This is a genomic window from Stenotrophomonas sp. I18B00994, assembly GCF_014145825.1.
GTDB lineage: Bacteria > Pseudomonadota > Gammaproteobacteria > Xanthomonadales > Xanthomonadaceae > Stenotrophomonas > Stenotrophomonas maltophilia.
The window spans coordinates 58,580-76,922 of record NZ_JACIUW010000001.1 but is presented as its reverse complement, the minus strand read 5'-3'; the positions used below and the strand labels follow the sequence as shown (position 1 = coordinate 76,922).

Genomic DNA, 18,343 nt, shown 5'->3' with positions numbered 1-18,343 from the left:
GACATTCGAGGAGAGTCCCATGAGCCTGCTCAACGCCTGGTTCAATGCCTTCCTGCGCAGCCGTCGCGCAGGCAACCTGTTCCGCCGCCGCGCGATGCCCGAAGCCGGCTTTGGCCCGGGCAGCGCCGAGGCCGCGCCGTTCGCGCTCACCACCGGCCTGGTTACCCTCGCCCAGCAGGAGGAAGCCGAGCTGCTGGCCACACTGGAGTCGCATGCCGATGGCCTCAGCCCGCATGAGGCCGAGGAACGGCTGGCCACGCTCGGCCCCAACGAGGTGGATCACGAAAAGCCGCTGCCGTGGTGGCGCCACCTGTGGCAGTGCTACCGCAATCCGTTCAACCTGCTGCTGACCGTGCTGGCGGCGGTGTCCTGGCTGACCGAGGACATCAAGGCCACCGTGGTGATTGGTGCGATGGTATTGCTGTCCACGCTGATCCGCTTCGTACAGGAGGGGCGTTCGAACCGTGCCGCCGAGCGGCTGAAGGCACTGGTCGGCAACACTGCGCGCGTGCTGCGCCGCAATCCCGGCACCGAGGCCGCCGATGTGGCCGACCAGTACTTCGGCGCGCACCTGCACAGCCGTCGCCCGGCACGCCTGCTGGACCTGCCGATCCGCGAGCTGGTGCCCGGCGACCACATCGTGCTGTCGGCCGGAGACATGATTCCGGCCGATTGCCGCGTACTGACCGCCAAGGACCTGTTCGTCGCCCAGGCCGCGATGACCGGCGAATCGCTGCCAGTGGAAAAGTTCGCGCACCCGGGCGACGGCCTGGCCGGCCTGCTGGAACAGCACAACCTGCTGTTCATGGGCACCAATGTGGTGTCCGGAACGGCCACCGCCGTGGTGCTGGCCACCGGCAACCGCACCTACTTCGGCACGTTGGCCCAGCGCAGCACCGCCACCGACCGTGCGCCGACCGCATTCCAGGCCGGCGTCAACAGTGTCAGCTGGCTGCTGATCCGCTTCGCGCTGGTGATGGTGCCGTTCGTGCTGCTGATCAACGGCTGGACCAAGGGTGACTGGACCGAGGCGTTTCTGTTCGCGCTGTCGGTGGCGGTGGGCCTGACGCCGGAGATGCTGCCGATGATCGTCACCTCCACCCTGGCCAAGGGTGCGGTGCTGCTGTCGCGGCGCAAGGTGATCGTCAAGCGCCTGGATGCGATCCAGAACTTCGGCGCCATGGAAGTGCTGTGCACCGACAAGACCGGCACGCTCACCCAGGACAGGATCGCGCTGGAGCGTCACACCGATGTGTTCGGCCACGATTCGGAAGACGTGCTGAAGTTCGCCTATCTCAACAGCCACTTCCAGACCGGGCTGATCAACCTCCTGGACCGCGCGGTGCTGGAACACGTGGAGCTGCAGAGCTCGCTGCGGCTGTCGCAGGACTACCACAAGGTGGACGAGATTCCGTTCGACTTCGAGCGCCGCCGCATGTCGGTGGTGGTGTCCGAGCGCGAGGACCACCACGAGCTGATCTGCAAGGGCGCGGTGGAAGAAATGCTGGCGGTATGCAGTACCGTTCGCGAGAACGGCCAGGACATGCCACTGGACGAGCACCGCCTGGCCCGCGTGCGGCAGACCACCGAGGAACTGAACGAGCAGGGCCTGCGCGTGGTGGCGGTGGCGATGAAGGAGACCGCTGCCAGCCAGACCACCTATTCGCAGGCCGACGAATGCGGCCTGACCCTGGTTGGCTACGTGGCCTTCCTGGACCCGCCGAAGGAGTCGGCTGCGCAGGCGCTGCAGGCGCTGGCCGCACACGGTGTCGAGGTCAAGGTCTTCACTGGCGACAACGAACTGGTGACCGCCCGTGTCTGCGCACAGGTAGGGCTGGACGCCGACACCATCCTGACCGGCCCGCAGATCGAGCGCATGGACGACGGCGCGCTGTCGCGGGCGCTGCACCACCATCGCGTGTTTGCCCGGCTGACGCCGCTGCACAAGGAGCGGCTGGTACGCGAGCTGCGCGCGCAGGGCAAGGTGGTCGGCTTCCTCGGCGACGGCATCAACGATGCGCCGGCGCTGCGCGCAGCCGATATCGGCATCAGCGTGGACAGCGCGGTGGACATCGCCAAGGAGGCGGCCGACATCATCCTGCTGGAAAAGAACCTGATGGTGCTGGAAGAAGGCGTCATCCAGGGCCGGCGCACGTTCAACAACATGCTGAAATACATCCGCATGACCGCCAGCTCCAACTTCGGCAACGTGTTCTCGGTGCTGGTGGCCTCGGCTTTCCTGCCCTTCCTGCCGATGCTGCCGCTGCAGCTGCTGGTGCAGAACCTGCTGTACGACATCTCGCAGATCACCATCCCGTTCGACAACGTAGACGAGGAGCTGGTGCGCAAGCCGCTGAAGTGGAACCCGGCGGACATCGGCCGCTTCATGGTGTTCTTCGGGCCGATCAGCTCGATCTTCGACCTGACCTGTTTCGCGCTGATGTGGTACGTGTTCGATGCACGCACGCCGGCCGACCAGGGCCTGTTCCAGTCCGGCTGGTTCGTGGTCGGACTGCTGACCCAGACCCTGATCGTGCACATGATCCGTACGCCGAAGGTGCCGTTCCTGCAGAGCATCGCCGCGCCGCCACTGCTGCTGATGACCGGCCTGATCATGGCCATCGGCGTGGCCCTGCCGATGAGCCCGCTGGCCGGCTACTTCAAGCTGCAGGCGCTGCCGGCCGGCTACTGGCCGTTCCTGGTGGCGATCCTGTTCGGCTATGCGGTGCTGACCACCGCGCTGAAGCGGTTCTACATCCGTCGTTACGGATGGCAGTAAGCGCCCGCCGCTTTGTCCAGGGAGAAACACAATGGACATCAATCCGAACCTGCCGGCGTTCAACGCCGGCGCCACGCTCAGCTCGCTGATCAGCCTGTCGGTGGCGTTCTTGCTGGGCACGGTCATTGGCCTGGAGCGGCAGCTGCGCCAACGCACCGCCGGTCTGCGTACCAACACGCTGGTGGCGGTGGGTGCGGCGGTGTTCGTCGATCTGGCCGTGCGCTTCCATGATCTGTATGGCGGACCACCCTCGCCGCTGCATGTGGTTGCGTATGTGATCTCCGGCGTTGGCTTCCTCGGTGCCGGCGCGATCATGAAGGACGGCGCGCAGGTGTCCGGCCTGAACACCGCCGCCACCCTGTGGGGATCGGCGGCGGTGGGTGCCTGTGCCGGTATCAAGCTGCTGCCGGAGGCGGTGTTGGCAGCGGTGTTCGTGCTGGCCGCCAATACCCTGCTGCGGCCGGTGGTGAACCGCATCCAACGGCAGCCGTTGCCGGAAGCGTTCAGCGAGGCGATCTATGCGATCAACGTGGTCTGCCAGCGCGAGCAGCAGGCCGAGGTGCTGGACCAGCTGTTGCTGCTGCTTGAGCAGGCGCACTACCCGGTGCGCGCGGTGGACCAGCGCCCGTTCGGCGAGCGCGACGTGGAGATCGAAGCGGTGCTGTATGCCACCACGGTGGATGCCGGTGAGCTCGATGCCGTGCTGGCCACCCTGGCGACCACGCCCGGTGTGCTGCAGGGCTTCTGGAACGCCAGCCTGGAGGAGTAGTGCCGGCCGCTGGCCGGCAACCTCATGATCCCCGGACGCACCGTGCATCGCTTTGGTGGGTGCCGACCGTTGGTCGGCACAGAGCCTTCAGAGACCGTGTCCATCCCTGCGGTAGTGCCGGCCGCTGGCCGGCAACCTCATGAGCTCCGGCAACACCGTGCAGTTGCCGGCCAGCGGCCGGCACTACCAGGCATCGTTCTGGCTTGTGCCGACCAACGGTCGGCACCCACAGCACAAGAGCCTGCCGACCAAGATCGGCATCTGCCGATGGCGGCTTTGCTATCCTTTCACCCCACGTCAGGGAGCCGTCCCGATGCCATCGCTGTCGCCCCGCCGCCCGCTGGTGCTGCTGGCCCTGATCGTCGTGATGGCGGCGATCTTCCTGATCGACACCGTCACCGATTACGCCGTCGCTGCGGCCTGCTTCTACGCAGCGGTCATCCTCGCGGCGTCGCGCGTGCTGAGCGCGCGCGGGCTCATCACCCTGGCCATCGCCTGCATCGCCCTGACAGGACTGAGCTTCTTCCTGACACGCTTCGGCACCTACCGCATCGGCCTGGTCAACTCGGTGATCGGCATGCTGGTGATCGGCATCACCACCTATCTCGCCCTGAACATGGAAGCGGCCAAGGCCGCCGTGCAGGAAGCGCAGGGCCGCCTGCTCAGGGTGGCACGCGCCTCCACCGTAGGCGAGCTCACCACCTCCATCGCCCATGAAGTCAACCAGCCACTGGCCGCCATCGCCAGCAGCGCCGAAGCCTGCCAGCGCTGGCTGGCACAGGACCCTCCGAACGTGGACAAGGCCCGGCAGACCGTGGCCCGCATCCTGGCCGACGCGCACCGCGCCGGTGACGTGATCGCCCGCATCCGCGGCCTGACCCAGGGCGCGGCACCGGAACGACGCGCCTTCGACCTGAACCAGGCGGTGGAGGAAATGCTGGCGCTGTCGCGCAGCGAGCTGGACCAGCACGGCGTGGCGGTGGCGCTGCTGCTGGACGCCGACCTGCCGCCGGTACACGCCGACCGCGTGCAGGTGCAGCAGGTGATCGGCAACCTGATCCTCAATGCGGTGGACGCGATGGAGCCAGTCCCTGCTGCGGACCGGCGACTGTCGCTGCTGACCCGGCGTGACGGTCAGCGGGTCAGTCTCAGCGTGCGCGACCGTGGTGTCGGCCTGCCCGCCGATCATCCCGAGCGAGTATTCGATGCATTCTGGACCACCAAATCACATGGGCTCGGCCTGGGCCTCAGCCTGAGCCGTTCGATGATCGAAGCCAATGACGGCCAGATCCGCGCCGAACGACCAGCAGGCGGCGGTGCCTGCTTCGTGTTCGACCTGCCCATTGCCTCGGACGTTCAACATGCGTAAGCCCGCTGCCCCAGCCATCGATCCAGCGCCCATCGTCTACGTGGTCGACGACGACCCGTCGGTGCGCGCCGCACTGGAAGACCTGCTGGCCTCGATGGGCCTGCAGGTGCGGGCCTTCACCTCCACCCAGGCCTTCCTCGAACACGACCTGGAAGACGCGCCAGCGTGCCTGGTGCTGGACGTGCGCATGCCCGGCCAGAGTGGGCTGGAGTTCCATCGCACGATGGGCAGCCTCGGCCTGCAGCTGCCGGTGGTATTCATCACCGGCCACGGCGACATCGCGATGGGCGTCAACGCGATCAAGGACGGTGCCATCGAGTTCCTGACCAAGCCCTTCCGTGACCAGGAGCTGCTCGATGCCATCCACAAGGGCATCGAGATCGACCGCCAGCGCCGCCGCGACGGCGAGGCACTCGGCGCGCTGCAACTGCGCTGGGACACCCTCAACGCCGGCGAGCGCGAGGTGGTCGATGGCGTGGTACGCGGCCGGCTCAACAAGCAGATCGCCGGCGACCTCGGGGTGAGCGAGATCACGGTGAAGGTGCGCCGCGCGCAGGTGATGCGCAAGATGGGCGCGCGCACCCTGGTTGACCTGGTACGCATGTATGACCGCCTGCAGGCGGGGACGCCATGAACGTCCACGTCGCCTTGCTGCGCGCGGTCAACGTCGGCGGCACCGGCAAGCTGCCGATGCGCGAACTGGTGGCGATGTGTGAGGACGCAGGCTTCGCCGATGTCCGCACGTACATCGCCAGCGGCAACGTGGTGTTGCGCAGCTCGCTCGACGAAACAGGCGTGCGCCAGGCCCTCGGCCAGCGGCTCCAGGCCTATGCCGGCAAGCCGGTGGGCGTGCTGGTGCGCTCGGCCAACGAGATTGCCGGCGTGGTGGCACGCAATCCGTTTGCGCAGGCGGCCGGCAACCGTGTGGTCGCCCTGTTCCTCGACGGCAGCCTGCCCGCCGACCCGCTGGACGGCGTGACCGGCCGGCGCGACGAACAGCTCGCACTCGGCACGCGCGAGATCTTCATCCACTACGGCGCCGGCATGGCCGACTCGCGCCTGCGCATTCCCGGCGCGGCACAGGGCACGGCGCGCAACCTCAACACCGTCGCCCGGCTCGCGACGATGGCAGCGGAACTCCGCTAGGGTTCTTCCGGAAGGCTGTAGAGCAACCGGTAGTCATGGCGGCCCTCGCTGATGGTGATCTCCAGCGTGCCGGCCAGGCCGAGCAGCCCGTCGCTGCCGGAATCGGGTACCACCACCACCCTCAGCTGCGGCGTGCCACGGGTCATCAAGCCGTTGTGCTGCAGGGTGAACCCACCGTGGCGCCCGGCCAGCGTGGCCGTCACCCGCTCCATCGCCACGTAGCCGGCCGAGCCCTGCACCGGGCTGCGGAAGGCCAGCATCTGGCCGACACTGCTGCCCTGCAGGTCACCATGGAAGACCTTGTCGATCGACATCACCCCGATCGGGCCGTCGTTGCCACTGATCGGCAGCAGGTTCACTTCAAAGGTACCGCGCGCTTCGCCCTGCATCCTGCTCTCCCTCGTCGATGGGTTTGAACGCTGCTACTTCTTCGTCGCCAGTACGATCACCCCGGCCAGCACCAGGCCGATGCCGCTCCATTCCCGCAGGGTCGGACGTTCACCCAGCAACAGATAGGCGAGCACGATCACCAGCCCCACGCTGAATTTGTCGACCACTGCCACCTTGGCCAGCTCACCACTCTGCAGCGCGCGGAAGTAGAACAGCCACGACGCACCCGTGGCCAGCGCCGACAGCACCAGGAACAGCTGCGTGCGCCCGGGCAGCAGCAACGGATTGGACCACTTGCCGGTGACCACCACCAGCGGCAGGATCACCGCCGCCACCACCAGGGTGCGGATGGCCATGGCCAGATCCGAGTCGACGCCCTTGACGCCCACCTTGGCGAACAGCGCGGTCAGCGCGGCGAAACAGGCTGACAGGCCGGCCCAGACCAGCCACTGCGGAACGTTCTGCATGCTGCGCCACTCCCGGTTCCCAGAGCACCCACTGCCCACGCTACTCCCATTGCCCGCCCGCGCAAGCACGGCAGCGACGCGTGCGGATCACGCCCGCTTCAGGCGACGCTTCAACCGCGTATCCATCAACCCCACGGCCAGCAGCACCGCACTGGTCAACCAGCCAGCGGCCAGCAGATGGGTGTGCGGCAAGACCACGCCCAACACGACCAGCGCCACGGCACCGATCAGATGCGAATACGGGGCGCGCCCGTACACAATGCGCTTGTACAAGGCGCTGCCCAGCAGATAGATCAACGGCCCCGCTACCAGCACCGTGGCGTAGACCGGGGTCACCGCCGCTTCCGGGTGATCCATCACCAGGTCGTTGCCCACCGCGGTGGCGATGATGCCGGCGATCAGCAGCGCATGCACGTAGTGGAAATTGGCGCCCATCCGCCCGGGGTCCTCGGAATGGGTGATCGCCGCGGTGGCGTCGCGGCTGGAGATGCCGAAATACAGCCACCACATGGCGATGGTGCCGGCGAAGGTGGCGAGCACCGCAGACACCACCGCAGCACTCCACTGCTCGACCTCGCTGAGCACGCCACCGGTAGCCAGCAGCGTCTCGCCGAGTGCGACGATGACGAACAGCTGGCAACGCTCGGCCAGGTGCCCGCCTTCGATGGTCCACTCGCGGGTGTGCGACCGGCCCAGGCCCGGAAACGCGAAACCGAACATCGGCGAGATGTATTCGCAGGCCACCGCCACCGCCCACAACGCCAGGCGCAGATTGCCCTCGGCGGCGGCGCCCGCCAGCCAGAAGCAGGCCGACACGCTCACCCACGCCAGCATGCGTCGGAAATTGGGCGCCAACGGATGGCTGCGACCGACCTCCAGCAGCACGAACGCCGTGCGCCCGACCTGCATGGTGGCGTACGCCCCCGCGAAGACCCAGGCGCGTTCAGCGAAGGCCTCGGGAATGGACGAGGACATCAACAGCGCCAGCAACATGGTGACGAACAGCAGGCTGCGGATGCGTGGCGCCTCGGGATCGAACCAGTTGCTGACCCAGCAGGCGTACTGCCAGCCCAGCCAGACCGCGAACCACAGCACCAGCGTCTGCATCACCCCGATCAGGTCCAGGTGATGCAGCAGATGGTGGCTGAGCTGGGTAACCGCAAAGACGTAGACCAGATCAAAGAACAGCTCTTCGTAGGTCACGCGGGCGTGGTGGCCATCGCGCTGGCGCAGGGCAGGCGGTCTCAGTCGTGTGCTCATGGCCGTCCTTCAGCGCGCCAGTCGCCAGTACAGCAGTCCAGCCAGCAGGGCCGGCACCGCGAACACCAGCAGCAGGATCGGCAGTTCTTCCCGCACGGCGTAGTCCGCCTTGCTCACGCCCACCCACATGTTGGCCAGCGTCACCAGCAGCCAGGTGGCGATGAACGCGAGCAGGGCCGTGGGCAACTGTGACTGGCCTACGCTCCACAGCCGCCCGAAGAGCAGGAATACCCCCAACAACAACACCCCACCCACCATCACCAGAAGCACGTGCATGGTCCATCTCCTTGAGCCTGCTTGCAGGCTAGCCGCGGCCGATTCTGCGCTCCAGACGATGATCGTGGTTTCACTTTCCAGTTCCGACGAACAATCCCCGACCCGCGCCCCACATGACAAACGCGAACGGTTCCCATTAGTATTGCGTCATCGCGCAGGGATGCCCTCCCCCGCGCGCGCCCCTTGCCCTTGCTTCCGGTCCGGATGTCCCAGCTGCCTTCCCTACCCCCTCCCGCGCTGCCGCTGGTGTCCTCGCTGGTGCGCCATTACGAGGAACTGGTGGAGTACCTGCGCCGCCGTTTCCGCTCGCCGGGGTTGGCTCGTGAGGTGGTGCACGATGTCTGCGTGCGCCTGCTGGAACGCCCGGCCGCCTACGATGCACGGCAACCCATCGCGCTGCTGCGGCGGATCGCGCACGATACGGCGGTGGATCGCTGCCGCGCCGAGGATCTGCGCCGGCACTGGGTGGAGGCGCGTGCCGAGCTGCCCGATGACGCCTGCCCGCGCCCCGGGCCTGAGCAGCAGGCGCAGGGACAACAGGCACTGCAACGATTGGGCGCCACCATCGAACGCATGCCCTGCCGCCGCCAGCAGGTCTTCATCCTGCACAAGATCCACGAACTGCCACAGGCTGAGGTTGCCCGCCGCATGGGTATCGGCCAGAAGGCGGTGGAGCGCCACCTGCGCCTGGCCATGGTCGATTGCCAACGGTCGGCTGGCCTGCGATGAGCCCACAACCGCCGCCGTCCACACCGCAACCGCCGGTCCAACCCGCAACCACCGACCAGGTGCTGGACCAGCATCGCGATGCCCTGAAGGAACGCTTCCCCATGCCCAGCGCGGATGCGCTGCAGCGTCGTCGCGGTGGACGTGCGGCGAAGATCGTCCTGCCGCTGCTGCTGATCACGGCCTCGGGCGTGTTCATTGCCGACCCGGCATGGCAGGTGCACGACTATCGGAGCGCGGTGGGCGAACGCCGCGGCATCCGCCTGCCCGATGGCAGCCATCTGCTGCTCGACGCCGGTACCCATCTGCAGGTTCGCAGGCACATCCGCTCGCGGCAGGTGGTGCTGGTGCAGGGCCAGGCCCGTTTCCAGGTGCAGCACTCGACCTGGCGCCCGTTCGAGGTCGAGGCCGGGGCGGTGCATGTGCGCAACTACGGCACGGTGTTCGACGTTGACCGGCAGGGCAACCTCAGCGAGGTAACCCTGTGGCGCGGCGAGGTGGGCGTGCGTGTGGACGGCGGGGGCGCCGAGCAGCGCCTGAAGCCGGGGCAGCGTGTGCTGGCCCAGCCAGGATCGTTGTCTCCGCCGGAAGCGGTGGACCCGGATCGAGCCGACTGGACCCGTGGGCGGTTGCAGTTCGACCGCATGCCGTTGGCCGAGGTGCTGCGCATCCTGCAGCGCTATCACGACCGTCCCATCGTGCTGGACGACCCGGTACTGGGGCCGCTGCAGGTGTCAGGCGTCTTCGATGCCGACCGCGCCGAAACCGTACTCGCGCTGCTGCCCGAGATCCTGCCGGTACAGGTGCACACCGCTTCCGATGGCAGCCTGCATCTGCGCGCCCGCGATTGAATGCCACACCGAGGGTGGGTTGCGCGTCGTCCCATCCGGCAAGTGCTTGAACCCTTCCGAAGGACCCCCGCATGACCCGCCCTGTTCCGCCTGCCGCCCTGCGCCGGCTGGCCCCTACCCTGCTCGCTGCCTGCCTCTGTGCGGCCCTGCCCGCCACTGCGCAGACCGCTGCATCCGCGCCCGTCGAGCTGCACCTGCCGGCCGGCCCGTTGCAGGCCTCGCTCACTGCGCTGGCGCGGCAGAGTGGCATCCAGCTGCTGTTCGCCGCCGACAGCGTGAGCGGCCGCAGCGCCCCGGCTGTTGATGGCCGCTACACCCCGCGTGAGGCCCTGCAGCGGCTGCTGGCAGGCCAAGGCCTGGCGATGCAGGAACGTTCGCCAGGGGTGTTCGTGGTGAGTGCCGCGCCAGCGCCGGCGAAGCCGCGCATCCCGGCCCGGGCCGCATCATCGGCGCCGTCATCCGCCTCGACGACGTCGCTGGCCCGCGTCACGGTCTCGGCCTCGACCGCGCGCATGCCGCAGGGCGAGACCGCCATGCCCAATACCATCACGGTGCTGACCCGCGAGGACATCGCCCAGCAGCTGGCATTGGGCTCGGATGTGTCGCGGGTGCTGTCGTCGCAGATCCCGGCGTTTGCCCCGGCGCGCGAGAAGATGTCCAACTACGGCGAAACCATGCGCGGCCGCGGCATCCTGTACATGGTCGACGGCGTGCCGCAGTCCACGCCGCTGCGCGATGGCTCGCGTGATTCGCACACCATCGACCCGGCGATGATCGAACGCATCGAGGTCATCCACGGTGCCAACGCGCTGCAGGGCATCGGCGGTACCGGCGGCATCGTCAACATCATCACCCGCAGTGCGCCCAGTGAGCCGGGTGCGTTCCTGCTCGACACCAATGTCAGCTACAGCGCTGCCCTGCCCAGCCGCCACGACGACAATGGCCAGCGCGGCTCGGCCCTGGTGGGCGTGCGCGGCGAGCAGTTCGACCTGGTCGCCGGCCTGGCCTATGAGAAGCAGGGCCTGTACCACGACGGCGAGGGCCGATCGATCGGCACCAACGCGCAGGGCGAGCTGATGGACTCGACCTCATCGAACGTATTCGCCAAGCTGGGCTGGAACATTGCCGACGGCCACCGCCTGCAGGTCATGGCCAACCGCTATGAACTGCGCGGGCTGGACAACTACCTGGCCATCAACGGTGACTACCGGACCGGTCGCCCGACCATTTCGGTTCCCGGCGATACGCCGCTCGATCCGCCGATGAACCGCTCGCGTTCGCTGACGGTGGACTACAGCGCCGCCGACCTGCTCGGCGGCCGTTTCCAGGCGCAGGCCTTCGCGGTCGATTTCGAAGGCCGCTACGGTGCCAGCCAATGGGATCCTTGGGGCAACACCGGCGCCAATGCCGCCTGGGACCAGACCCAGAACGAATCGGACAAGCGCGGCTTCAAGCTGACCCAGAGCTGGAGCCGCATCGCCGACACCACGCTGGACGTGACCCTGGGCCTGGACGGCCTGCGCGACCGCACCCACCAGGTGCTGCTGGCCAGTGGCATGAACTGGGTGCCGCAGACCACCTACCAGAGCCTGTCACCGCTGCTGCAGCTGCACTGGTGGCCGACCGATCACCTGATGCTGTCCGGCGGCCTGCGTTACGAAAAGGGCGAGCTGGAAGTGGGTGACTACACCACCCTGCCCCGCTACGGCGCACGCAAGGTGGCCGGCGGCAAGCCGACCATGAGCGAGACCCTGCCCAACTTCGGCGCGGTCTGGTACATCAACGATCGCCTCAACGCCTACGCCTCGTATTCGGAAGGCTACACCGTGGCCGACGTCGGCCGCGTGCTGCGCGCGATCAACCGCGACGGACAACGCGTGGACAGCCTCGTCGACCTGTCACCGGTGGTGTCGGACAACCGCGAGATCGGCCTGGAGTACGACGATGGCCGCTTCAGCGGTGACATTGCCTACTACACCTCCGAATCCAAGCTGGGCTCGGTGCTGATCTACGATCCGGGCATCGATGCCTATGCGGTGCAGCGCCAGGCCACCCGCGTGGAAGGCTTTGAAAGCAACCTTCGCCTGCGGTTGGGCAATAGCCGCCTCGGACTGGGCTATGCACGCGCCAACGGCCGCTACGACGCCGACGTTGACGGTCGCCTCGACAGCGACCTGGCTGGTGTGAACATCGCGCCGAACCGGCTGACTGCGTTCTGGGAACAGAGCTGGACGCCGCAGCTGAGCACCCGCCTGCAGGCCAGTCACGCCTTCGACCGCGACTTCGACCTGCGTGGCGCGCAGGTGGCCGAGTTCAAGGGTTACACCACCGTGGATCTGGTCGCGCGCTATACGCTGGACAAGCATGCCTTCACGCTGGGCGTGCAGAACCTGGCGGACAGGCAGTACATCAGCTACTACTCGCAGACCACGCCGTCGAACCCGAGCTATTTCTCCGGCCGCGGCCGGGTGCTGACGCTGGGATGGCAGTACCGGTACTGATCCATGGCGTCCTTATGGGAGCCATGAAATCTATGCGAGACGCGATGAAGGAGGCCCATGCTAGTTTCTGGGCCTCCTTCAAGCGGACGTGGATCATGCGTTTTACCCTGCTCGCCTTCGCCCTGGCCGTCGCTCTTCCGGCCGTCCACGCCAGCGCCGCCGAGGCACCGCTGCCACAACTGCGGGCCTATACCGTGGATGCGTCCTGGCTGCAGCCGATGGCGCCGCTGCAGGTTGCCGACCACACCTGGCAGATCGGCACCGAGGACCTGACCGCGCTGCTGGTGCAGACCGCCGAGGGCGCAGTACTGCTGGATGGCGGCATGCCACAGATGGCCGGTCACCTGCTGGACAACATGAAGCTGCGCGGCGTGGCCCCGCAGGACCTGCGATTGATCCTGCTCAGCCATGCGCATGCCGACCACGCCGGCCCGGTCGCCGAGCTCAAGCGTCGCACCGGCGCGCATGTGGCGGCCAATGCAGAAACGGCGGTGCTGCTGGCGCGCGGCGGCAGCAACGACCTGCACTTTGGCGACGGCATCACCTATCCGCCGGCCAGCGCCGACCGCATCATCATGGACGGCGAAGTGGTCACGGTGGGCGGCATCGCATTCACCGCGCACTTCATGCCGGGGCACACCCCGGGCAGCACCGCCTGGACCTGGACCGACACCCGCGATGGGAAGCCGGTGCGCATCGCCTACGCCGACAGCCTGAGTGCACCGGGTTACCAGCTGAAGGGCAATCCCCGTTATCCGCGCTTGATCGAGGACTACAAGCGCAGCTTCGCAACGGTACGGGCGCTGCCCTGCGATCTGCTGCTCACCCCGCATCCGGGCGCCAGCAACTGGAACTACGCCGTCGGCAGCAAGGCCAGCGCCGAGGCACTGACCTGCAACGCCTACGCGGATGCGGCCGAGAAGAAGTTCGACGCGCAGTTGGCCAGGGAAACGGCCGGGACCCGCTGATTCCGAAGCGTCGAGCTTGCTCGACGGAGCCGCAGAGCAGTCGAGCACGGCTCGACTCTGTAAAGAGCAAGTCGGCCGCGAGGAAAGGTGCCGGTCAGACCGACCGGCACCACCACTGGCTGTCAGCCACCTTGCCCGTGCTGGGCAAACGGCTCGGTGCTGCCGTCGGTGCGCACCAGCTCGACGGTGTACGGCTGCACGTAGCCGTCCGGCATTTCCATGCCCGGCGAACCGGCCGGCATGCCGGGCAGCACCAGCCCGCGCGCGGCCGGGCGTTCGGCCAGCAGGCGCTTGATGTCCTCGGCCGGGATGTGACCCTCGACCACGTAACCGCCGATCTCGGCGGTATGGCAGGAGGCCTTGCCGACCGGCACGCCCAAGCGGACCTTGATCGGGTTCATGTCATCGGTGTCGCGCACATCGACCTGGAAGCCGGCGGCCTTCAGGTGGTCGACCCAGATGCCGCAGCAACCGCAGCTGGCGGTCTTGTGCACGATGGCGACCGGCAAGGCTGGATCGATCTTGGCCGGGCTGGTCTGGGCCGGTGCCGGTGCTTCGCTGGCGACCGGTGCCGCGGAGGATTCTTCGGCGGCACGAGCGCAGGCGGTCGTGGCCAGCACGGTGCCCAGCAGCAGGCCGAGGGAGAGAGTACCGTTCATTGAGTGATTCCTTTGCAGAGGCGGGCAACGTAGCCCGCCGCCCGCGCATCGAAGGCGCGGGCAGAGTCGAGAAGAAGTCGAGCAGCTACGGCAGGCGCGTAGGGCCTGCAGGAAATCACGCGATGGGGGGCCGCAGCGGGTCGAGTCTCGGCGGCGGTGCGCGTTGCTGGGCATTGGCCGGAACAGGCGCTTCGCGCCAGGGCGAGGCCGGCGTTCCGCTCAATGTCGCCAGCATGCCAAGACAGGCGGGTGGGCATTCGCACTCACCACTCTGGCAGGCCGCCGGGGCCGCAACATCGCAGCAGCCGGCCGCAGCCATCGCGGCTGAGTGCGGTGCAGCGCAATGCTCCTGGCTGGACGGGCCGCTGTACGGAGACGCAGCGAGCGCCAGCGCCGGTGCATTCAGCACCAGGGCGACAAGCAACATCCAACGCAGCAGCAGGCCAGGCAGGTTCACACGCCGATGATAGCCGATGCAGGCACCCTCAGTGGGCTGGCAACGACCCTGACAGCTTGACAACCACGCGGCCGACTTGCGCGATGCCCATTGCTATGGCGAGATGGCAATCGTGCCACCCTGCCTTGCCACGCCCCCGCCCCTGTCCCCGACACGGAGTTCCCCTCATGAAAGGATTCATGCGAACACTGCTTGTGGTGCTGCTGTTGTCGTGCGCGACCATCACCCACGCCGAAGAACCAAGCGAAGATGAAGCAAGCGAACGCGCTGAAGTCTCCCGGCAGGCACAGCAACTGCTGGAGAAGCAGGATTTCGCCAGACTGGAGCAACTCGCCAATCGTTACCGGGATACGGATCGCTACTTCAGCAGTGGTGTCTGGAAGCTTTCGGCGTACTACGTAGGCATCGGCTATGTCTTCAGCATGAGCAACCGTGACCCGGCCTACTGGCAGGGTCGCGAGAAGCTCGTGCAGGCGTGGATCTCGCGCTACCCCAGGTCGCCGTCGGCGCACCTGGCCATGGCTGAGATGCTCAGCCGCCAAGGCTGGAGCATCCGCGGCCCCGGCTATGCAAATACGGTGAAGGAAGAGGACTGGGCACCGTTCAAGGCGCTGCAGCAGCAGGCCGTTGACTACCTGCTGAAGCACAAGGACATCGCCAGCACGGACCCGCACTGGTACGAGTCGATGGAACACCGGGCGATCGAACAGAGTTGGGATGCAGACCGCTTCTTCGCATTGCATGACGAAGGCATCGCGCGCTATCCGGGCTACTTCCCGCTCTACTTTGCTGCCGTGCGCTATTTCGCTCCGAAGTGGGGCGGCGATCCGGCTGGCCTGGAAGCCTATGCTCGCAGGGTCATGGCCGCGGCCCCACCGCAGGACCAATACATGCTGTACGCCCGTATCTACTGGGTCGCCTCGCAGCGGGAGTACGAGGACCGTTTGTTCACCGATTCGAAAGTGAACTGGCCGACCATGAAACGCGGCTTCGAAGACGTGCTGTCACGTTATCCCTCGCCATGGAACCTGCAATCATTCGCGTACTTCGCCTGCCAGGCCAATGATCCCGTCAAGGCCCGTGAACTGCTGGCGCAGATCCAGGAACCGATCGTTGGCGCTTGGCGGGATACGGCCAACTATTTCCGTTGCTCCTTTGCTCTGGATGAACCCAACCCACATGCCGAAGGCCCATAGGACTGGATTCATCCACTGCTAGGCGACCGCCGCCATCGCCCGCATCCGCACCGGGATCGACTTGGCCGCCGGCGTGCCGCTGAGGCGGTCGTAGTAGTCCAGCGGCAACAACGGGTTCAGTTCGGGGTAGTAGCCGGCCAGCGCGCCGCGCGGCATCGGGTAGTCCAGCACGGTCAGGCCCTCGACGCGCCGCTGCACGCCATCAGCGCTGATCGTCTCCAGGCTGACCCGCGCTTCCTTGTCCAGCCCGCGCGCCAGCCGGTCCTCGATGTTCATGAACAGCACCATGCGATCGTTGTACACGCCGCGATAGCGGTCGTTGTAGCTGTAGATGGTGGTGTTGTACTGGTCATGCGAGCGCACGGTGGCCAAGCGCAGCATGTCCGGGTCATGTACGGGGTCGTCCACGTCCAGGCCGGGCATCACCAGGATGTTGGCCTTGCCGTTGGGCGTGGGCCACACCCGGCGGCGCGGCGGAATGTCCAGATGGAAACCGTGTGGCTGCTGGATGCGCTCGTTGAAGCCGGTGTAGATCTCCGGATACACCGCAGCAATCAGCTCGCGGATGAGTGCGTAGTCGTGCATGCAGCCTGCCCAGTCGACCTTGCTGTGCGGCAGCGCGGTCATCGCCATGCGGCAGACAATCTCGACCTCGGGCAACACATCGGCGCTGACTGGTTCGAGCACGCCACGCGAGGCGGTCACATTGGACATCGCGTCTTCGATGGTGACGAACTGCTCGCCGGCCGGCGTGACGATGCGCTCCGAGCGCGCCACCACCGGCAGGATCAGCGCATCGCGGCCATGAACCAGGTGCCCACGGTTGAGCTTGGTGGCGATGCCCACGGTCAGGTCCAGCCCACGCATTGCCTCGTACGCGCGCGGCGTATCGGGCACGGCATGAATGAAGTTGCCACCCAGGCCGATGAACACCTTGGCGCTGCCGTCCAGCATCGCCTCGATGGATTCGACCACATGGTGGCCATGCTCACGCGGCGGGTCGAAGCCGAACACCTGCTGCACACGGTCGAGATAGGCCGGCTTGGGCTTCTCGTCGATGCCGACGGTGCGGTCGCCCTGCACATTGGAATGGCCCCGGATCGGCCCGATGCCAGCACCGGGCTTGCCGAAGTTGCCACGCAGCAACAGCAGGTTGGCGACCTGCTGCAGCAGGCGCGAGCCGTACTGGTGCTGGGTCAGCCCCATGCCGTAGCAGATCACGGTGGCATTGGAGCGGATGTAGATCTCCGCACAGCGACGGATCTGCGCCTGCGAAATGCCGGACACCTGCACGATCTCGTCCCAGTCCTGCGCCATCACTTCTTCGCGCAGCGCCTCGAGGCCCACCGTGTGTTCGGCGAGGAATGCATGGTCGAGCACACGCTCACCCTGCGCCTCGCGCTCGAACATCACCTTCATCATGCCCTTGATCAGGGCCAGGTCGCCGCCGATGCGGATGTGCACGAACTCGCTGGTGATCTCGGTCGAACCGAACGTGGCCATCTGCACCATGTCCTGCGGCTCGGCGAAGCGGATCAGCGCGCGCTCGGGCATCGGGTTGACCGCCACGATCGGAATGCCGCGTTTGCGCGCCTCGACCAGGTTGCTCATCATCCGCGGTGAATTGGTGCCGGTGTTCTGGCCGATCACGAAGATCGCCTCGGCGTGCTCGAAATCCTGCAGCACGATGGTGCCCTTGCCCACCCCGATGGCCGGCGGCAGGCCGCGGCTGGTCGGCTCGTGGCACATGTTCGAGCAGTCCGGAAAATTATTGGTGCCGAACTCGCGCACGAAGATCGAATACAGGAACGCCGCTTCGTTGGGCGTGCGTCCGGAGGTATAGAACTCGGCCTGGTGCGGGCTGTCCAGCGCCTGCAGGTGGCGGCCGATCAGTGCGAAGGCATCGTCCCAGCTGCACGGCACGTAGTGATCGGTGGCCGCGTCGTAGCGCATCGGCTCGGTCAACCGGCCCTGCATCTCCAGCCAGTAGTCGGTCTGCGCCATCAGCTCGGTAACGGTATGCCGGGCGAACAGCTCACGACCGGCACGGAACTGGGTGGCTTCCCAGGCCAGTGCCTTCGCGCCGTTCTCGCAGAACTCCAGCTTCTTGCGTTCGTCGGCATCGGGGAAGGCGCAGCTGGGGCACTTGAAGCCACCGGGCTGGTTCATCGCCAGCAACGCCTTCGACCCCTTGCCGATCACACTCTGCTGCAGCAGCACCTTGGCGGTGGCTCCGGCGGCACCCCAACCACCGGCGGGCTGGTTGTAGGCCTTGTAACGCGGCGGCTTCTGCTCGGACATGTTCGGGAACCTGACGGGAGGAACGCGGCAACAATGGGCACAACGCGGTCCGGCGGCGCTTTCGGACGCACAGCCAGCCCCACAGTCAAACACGGCCTGCACGGCTTCGCCAGTGGGTGCGCGCTGTTTTCAGCGCAGCCTGCCATGACAACGGTTACACCTGCGTCAGCGCATGGCCACTGCGCTATTCTCGATGGCGTGGGTGGTCCACCACCTGCGTATCTCCCT

At 66.8% G+C, this 18,343-nt stretch carries 16 protein-coding genes; 10 read left to right on the top strand and 6 right to left on the bottom strand.

Annotated elements, in window-relative coordinates:
* The first annotated feature begins 19 nt into the window (after window positions 1–19).
* From mgtA to H4O10_RS00350, 5 genes are all read left to right on the top strand, one after another.
* Window positions 20–2,779, top strand: a complete 2,760-nt coding sequence (gene mgtA, locus H4O10_RS00370; protein ID WP_012480379.1) for a magnesium-translocating P-type ATPase — start codon at window positions 20–22, stop codon at window positions 2,777–2,779.
* A gap of 31 nt (window positions 2,780–2,810) precedes the next feature.
* Window positions 2,811–3,548 carry an MgtC/SapB family protein gene (locus tag H4O10_RS00365; RefSeq protein ID WP_012480380.1) on the top strand — a complete coding sequence of 246 codons (738 nt, stop codon included), beginning with the start codon at window positions 2,811–2,813 and terminating at the stop codon, window positions 3,546–3,548.
* 313 nt (window positions 3,549–3,861) lie between these two features.
* Window positions 3,862–4,917, top strand: coding sequence for an ATP-binding protein (locus H4O10_RS00360; RefSeq protein ID WP_012480381.1), 1,056 nt, complete (start codon window positions 3,862–3,864; stop codon window positions 4,915–4,917).
* Window positions 4,910–5,551 carry a response regulator transcription factor gene (locus H4O10_RS00355; protein WP_012480382.1) on the top strand — a complete coding sequence of 214 codons (642 nt, stop codon included), beginning with the start codon at window positions 4,910–4,912 and terminating at the stop codon, window positions 5,549–5,551. The genes H4O10_RS00360 and H4O10_RS00355 overlap by 8 nt, the downstream gene beginning before the upstream one ends.
* A complete protein-coding gene (locus tag H4O10_RS00350; protein ID WP_012480383.1) occupies window positions 5,548–6,063 on the top strand; it encodes a DUF1697 domain-containing protein in 516 nt (171 codons plus the stop codon). Before H4O10_RS00355 ends, H4O10_RS00350 begins: the two co-directional genes overlap by 4 nt.
* Here H4O10_RS00350 and H4O10_RS00345 read toward each other — a convergent pair.
* The 4 genes from H4O10_RS00345 to H4O10_RS00330 form a co-directional block, all read right to left on the bottom strand.
* Window positions 6,060–6,452 (bottom strand): DUF3224 domain-containing protein, encoded by a 393-nt coding sequence (locus tag H4O10_RS00345; RefSeq protein ID WP_012480384.1) that lies wholly within the window; start codon window positions 6,450–6,452, stop codon window positions 6,060–6,062. The genes H4O10_RS00350 and H4O10_RS00345 overlap by 4 nt on opposite strands.
* Window positions 6,453–6,485: 33 nt before the next feature.
* Window positions 6,486–6,920 carry an EamA family transporter gene (locus H4O10_RS00340; protein ID WP_012480385.1) on the bottom strand — a complete coding sequence of 145 codons (435 nt, stop codon included), beginning with the start codon at window positions 6,918–6,920 and terminating at the stop codon, window positions 6,486–6,488.
* Between the two features lie 87 nt (window positions 6,921–7,007).
* Entirely contained in the window at window positions 7,008–8,180 is a 1,173-nt protein-coding gene (locus H4O10_RS00335; RefSeq protein ID WP_005409815.1) for a low temperature requirement protein A, read from the bottom strand.
* Window positions 8,181–8,189: 9 nt separating this feature from the next.
* Entirely contained in the window at window positions 8,190–8,456 is a 267-nt protein-coding gene (locus tag H4O10_RS00330; RefSeq protein ID WP_005409816.1) for a hypothetical protein, read from the bottom strand.
* Between the two features lie 204 nt (window positions 8,457–8,660).
* Between H4O10_RS00330 and H4O10_RS00325 the strand changes: the two genes are divergently transcribed.
* The 4 genes from H4O10_RS00325 to blaL1 all read left to right on the top strand — a co-directional run bounded on the left by H4O10_RS00325 (window position 8,661) and on the right by blaL1 (window position 13,502).
* Complete coding sequence (locus H4O10_RS00325; RefSeq protein ID WP_012480387.1) at window positions 8,661–9,185, top strand: RNA polymerase sigma factor; 525 nt, start codon at window positions 8,661–8,663, stop codon at window positions 9,183–9,185.
* On the top strand, window positions 9,182–10,033 hold the full coding sequence (locus H4O10_RS00320; protein WP_180845692.1) for a FecR domain-containing protein: 852 nt from the start codon (window positions 9,182–9,184) through the stop codon (window positions 10,031–10,033). The genes H4O10_RS00325 and H4O10_RS00320 overlap by 4 nt, the downstream gene beginning before the upstream one ends.
* Before the next feature lie 71 nt (window positions 10,034–10,104).
* The gene (locus tag H4O10_RS00315) at window positions 10,105–12,534 is read left to right on the top strand and encodes a TonB-dependent receptor (RefSeq protein ID WP_049417713.1); all 2,430 of its coding nucleotides are present in this window, start codon (window positions 10,105–10,107) and stop codon (window positions 12,532–12,534) included.
* A gap of 95 nt (window positions 12,535–12,629) precedes the next feature.
* Window positions 12,630–13,502, top strand: coding sequence for a L1 family subclass B3 metallo-beta-lactamase (gene blaL1 / locus H4O10_RS00310; RefSeq protein WP_012480390.1), 873 nt, complete (start codon window positions 12,630–12,632; stop codon window positions 13,500–13,502).
* A 122-nt stretch (window positions 13,503–13,624) separates the two neighbouring features.
* Here blaL1 and H4O10_RS00305 read toward each other — a convergent pair whose 3' ends face one another.
* A complete protein-coding gene (locus H4O10_RS00305) occupies window positions 13,625–14,161 on the bottom strand; it encodes a DUF411 domain-containing protein (RefSeq protein ID WP_012480391.1) in 537 nt (178 codons plus the stop codon).
* 651 nt (window positions 14,162–14,812) lie between these two features.
* On the opposite strand from H4O10_RS00305, the gene H4O10_RS00300 reads away from it, so the two are divergent.
* Window positions 14,813–15,814: a DUF4034 domain-containing protein gene (locus H4O10_RS00300; RefSeq protein ID WP_241899067.1), complete on the top strand. Its 1,002-nt coding sequence runs from the start codon at window positions 14,813–14,815 to the stop codon at window positions 15,812–15,814.
* A gap of 18 nt (window positions 15,815–15,832) precedes the next feature.
* Here the strand turns inward: H4O10_RS00300 and H4O10_RS00295 are convergent, their stop codons facing one another.
* Window positions 15,833–18,115, bottom strand: a complete 2,283-nt coding sequence (locus H4O10_RS00295; RefSeq protein ID WP_012480394.1) for an FdhF/YdeP family oxidoreductase — start codon at window positions 18,113–18,115, stop codon at window positions 15,833–15,835.
* Window positions 18,116–18,343 lie beyond the last annotated feature (228 nt).

What these genes read in the sequence shown, in the direction of transcription:
- mgtA (WP_012480379.1), top strand. Translation starts at nt 20, where the DNA reads ATGAGCCTGCTCAACGCCTGGTTCAATGCCTTCCTGCGCAGCCGTCGC.
- H4O10_RS00365 (WP_012480380.1), top strand. Translation starts at nt 2,811, where the DNA reads ATGGACATCAATCCGAACCTGCCGGCGTTCAACGCCGGCGCCACGCTC.
- H4O10_RS00360 (WP_012480381.1), top strand. Translation starts at nt 3,862, where the DNA reads ATGCCATCGCTGTCGCCCCGCCGCCCGCTGGTGCTGCTGGCCCTGATC.
- H4O10_RS00355 (WP_012480382.1), top strand. Translation starts at nt 4,910, where the DNA reads ATGCGTAAGCCCGCTGCCCCAGCCATCGATCCAGCGCCCATCGTCTAC.
- H4O10_RS00350 (WP_012480383.1), top strand. Translation starts at nt 5,548, where the DNA reads ATGAACGTCCACGTCGCCTTGCTGCGCGCGGTCAACGTCGGCGGCACC.
- H4O10_RS00345 (WP_012480384.1), bottom strand. Translation starts at nt 6,452, where the DNA reads ATGCAGGGCGAAGCGCGCGGTACCTTTGAAGTGAACCTGCTGCCGATC.
- H4O10_RS00340 (WP_012480385.1), bottom strand. Translation starts at nt 6,920, where the DNA reads ATGCAGAACGTTCCGCAGTGGCTGGTCTGGGCCGGCCTGTCAGCCTGT.
- H4O10_RS00335 (WP_005409815.1), bottom strand. Translation starts at nt 8,180, where the DNA reads ATGAGCACACGACTGAGACCGCCTGCCCTGCGCCAGCGCGATGGCCAC.
- H4O10_RS00330 (WP_005409816.1), bottom strand. Translation starts at nt 8,456, where the DNA reads ATGCACGTGCTTCTGGTGATGGTGGGTGGGGTGTTGTTGTTGGGGGTA.
- H4O10_RS00325 (WP_012480387.1), top strand. Translation starts at nt 8,661, where the DNA reads ATGTCCCAGCTGCCTTCCCTACCCCCTCCCGCGCTGCCGCTGGTGTCC.
- H4O10_RS00320 (WP_180845692.1), top strand. Translation starts at nt 9,182, where the DNA reads ATGAGCCCACAACCGCCGCCGTCCACACCGCAACCGCCGGTCCAACCC.
- H4O10_RS00315 (WP_049417713.1), top strand. Translation starts at nt 10,105, where the DNA reads ATGACCCGCCCTGTTCCGCCTGCCGCCCTGCGCCGGCTGGCCCCTACC.
- blaL1 (WP_012480390.1), top strand. Translation starts at nt 12,630, where the DNA reads ATGCGTTTTACCCTGCTCGCCTTCGCCCTGGCCGTCGCTCTTCCGGCC.
- H4O10_RS00305 (WP_012480391.1), bottom strand. Translation starts at nt 14,161, where the DNA reads ATGAACGGTACTCTCTCCCTCGGCCTGCTGCTGGGCACCGTGCTGGCC.
- H4O10_RS00295 (WP_012480394.1), bottom strand. Translation starts at nt 18,115, where the DNA reads ATGTCCGAGCAGAAGCCGCCGCGTTACAAGGCCTACAACCAGCCCGCC.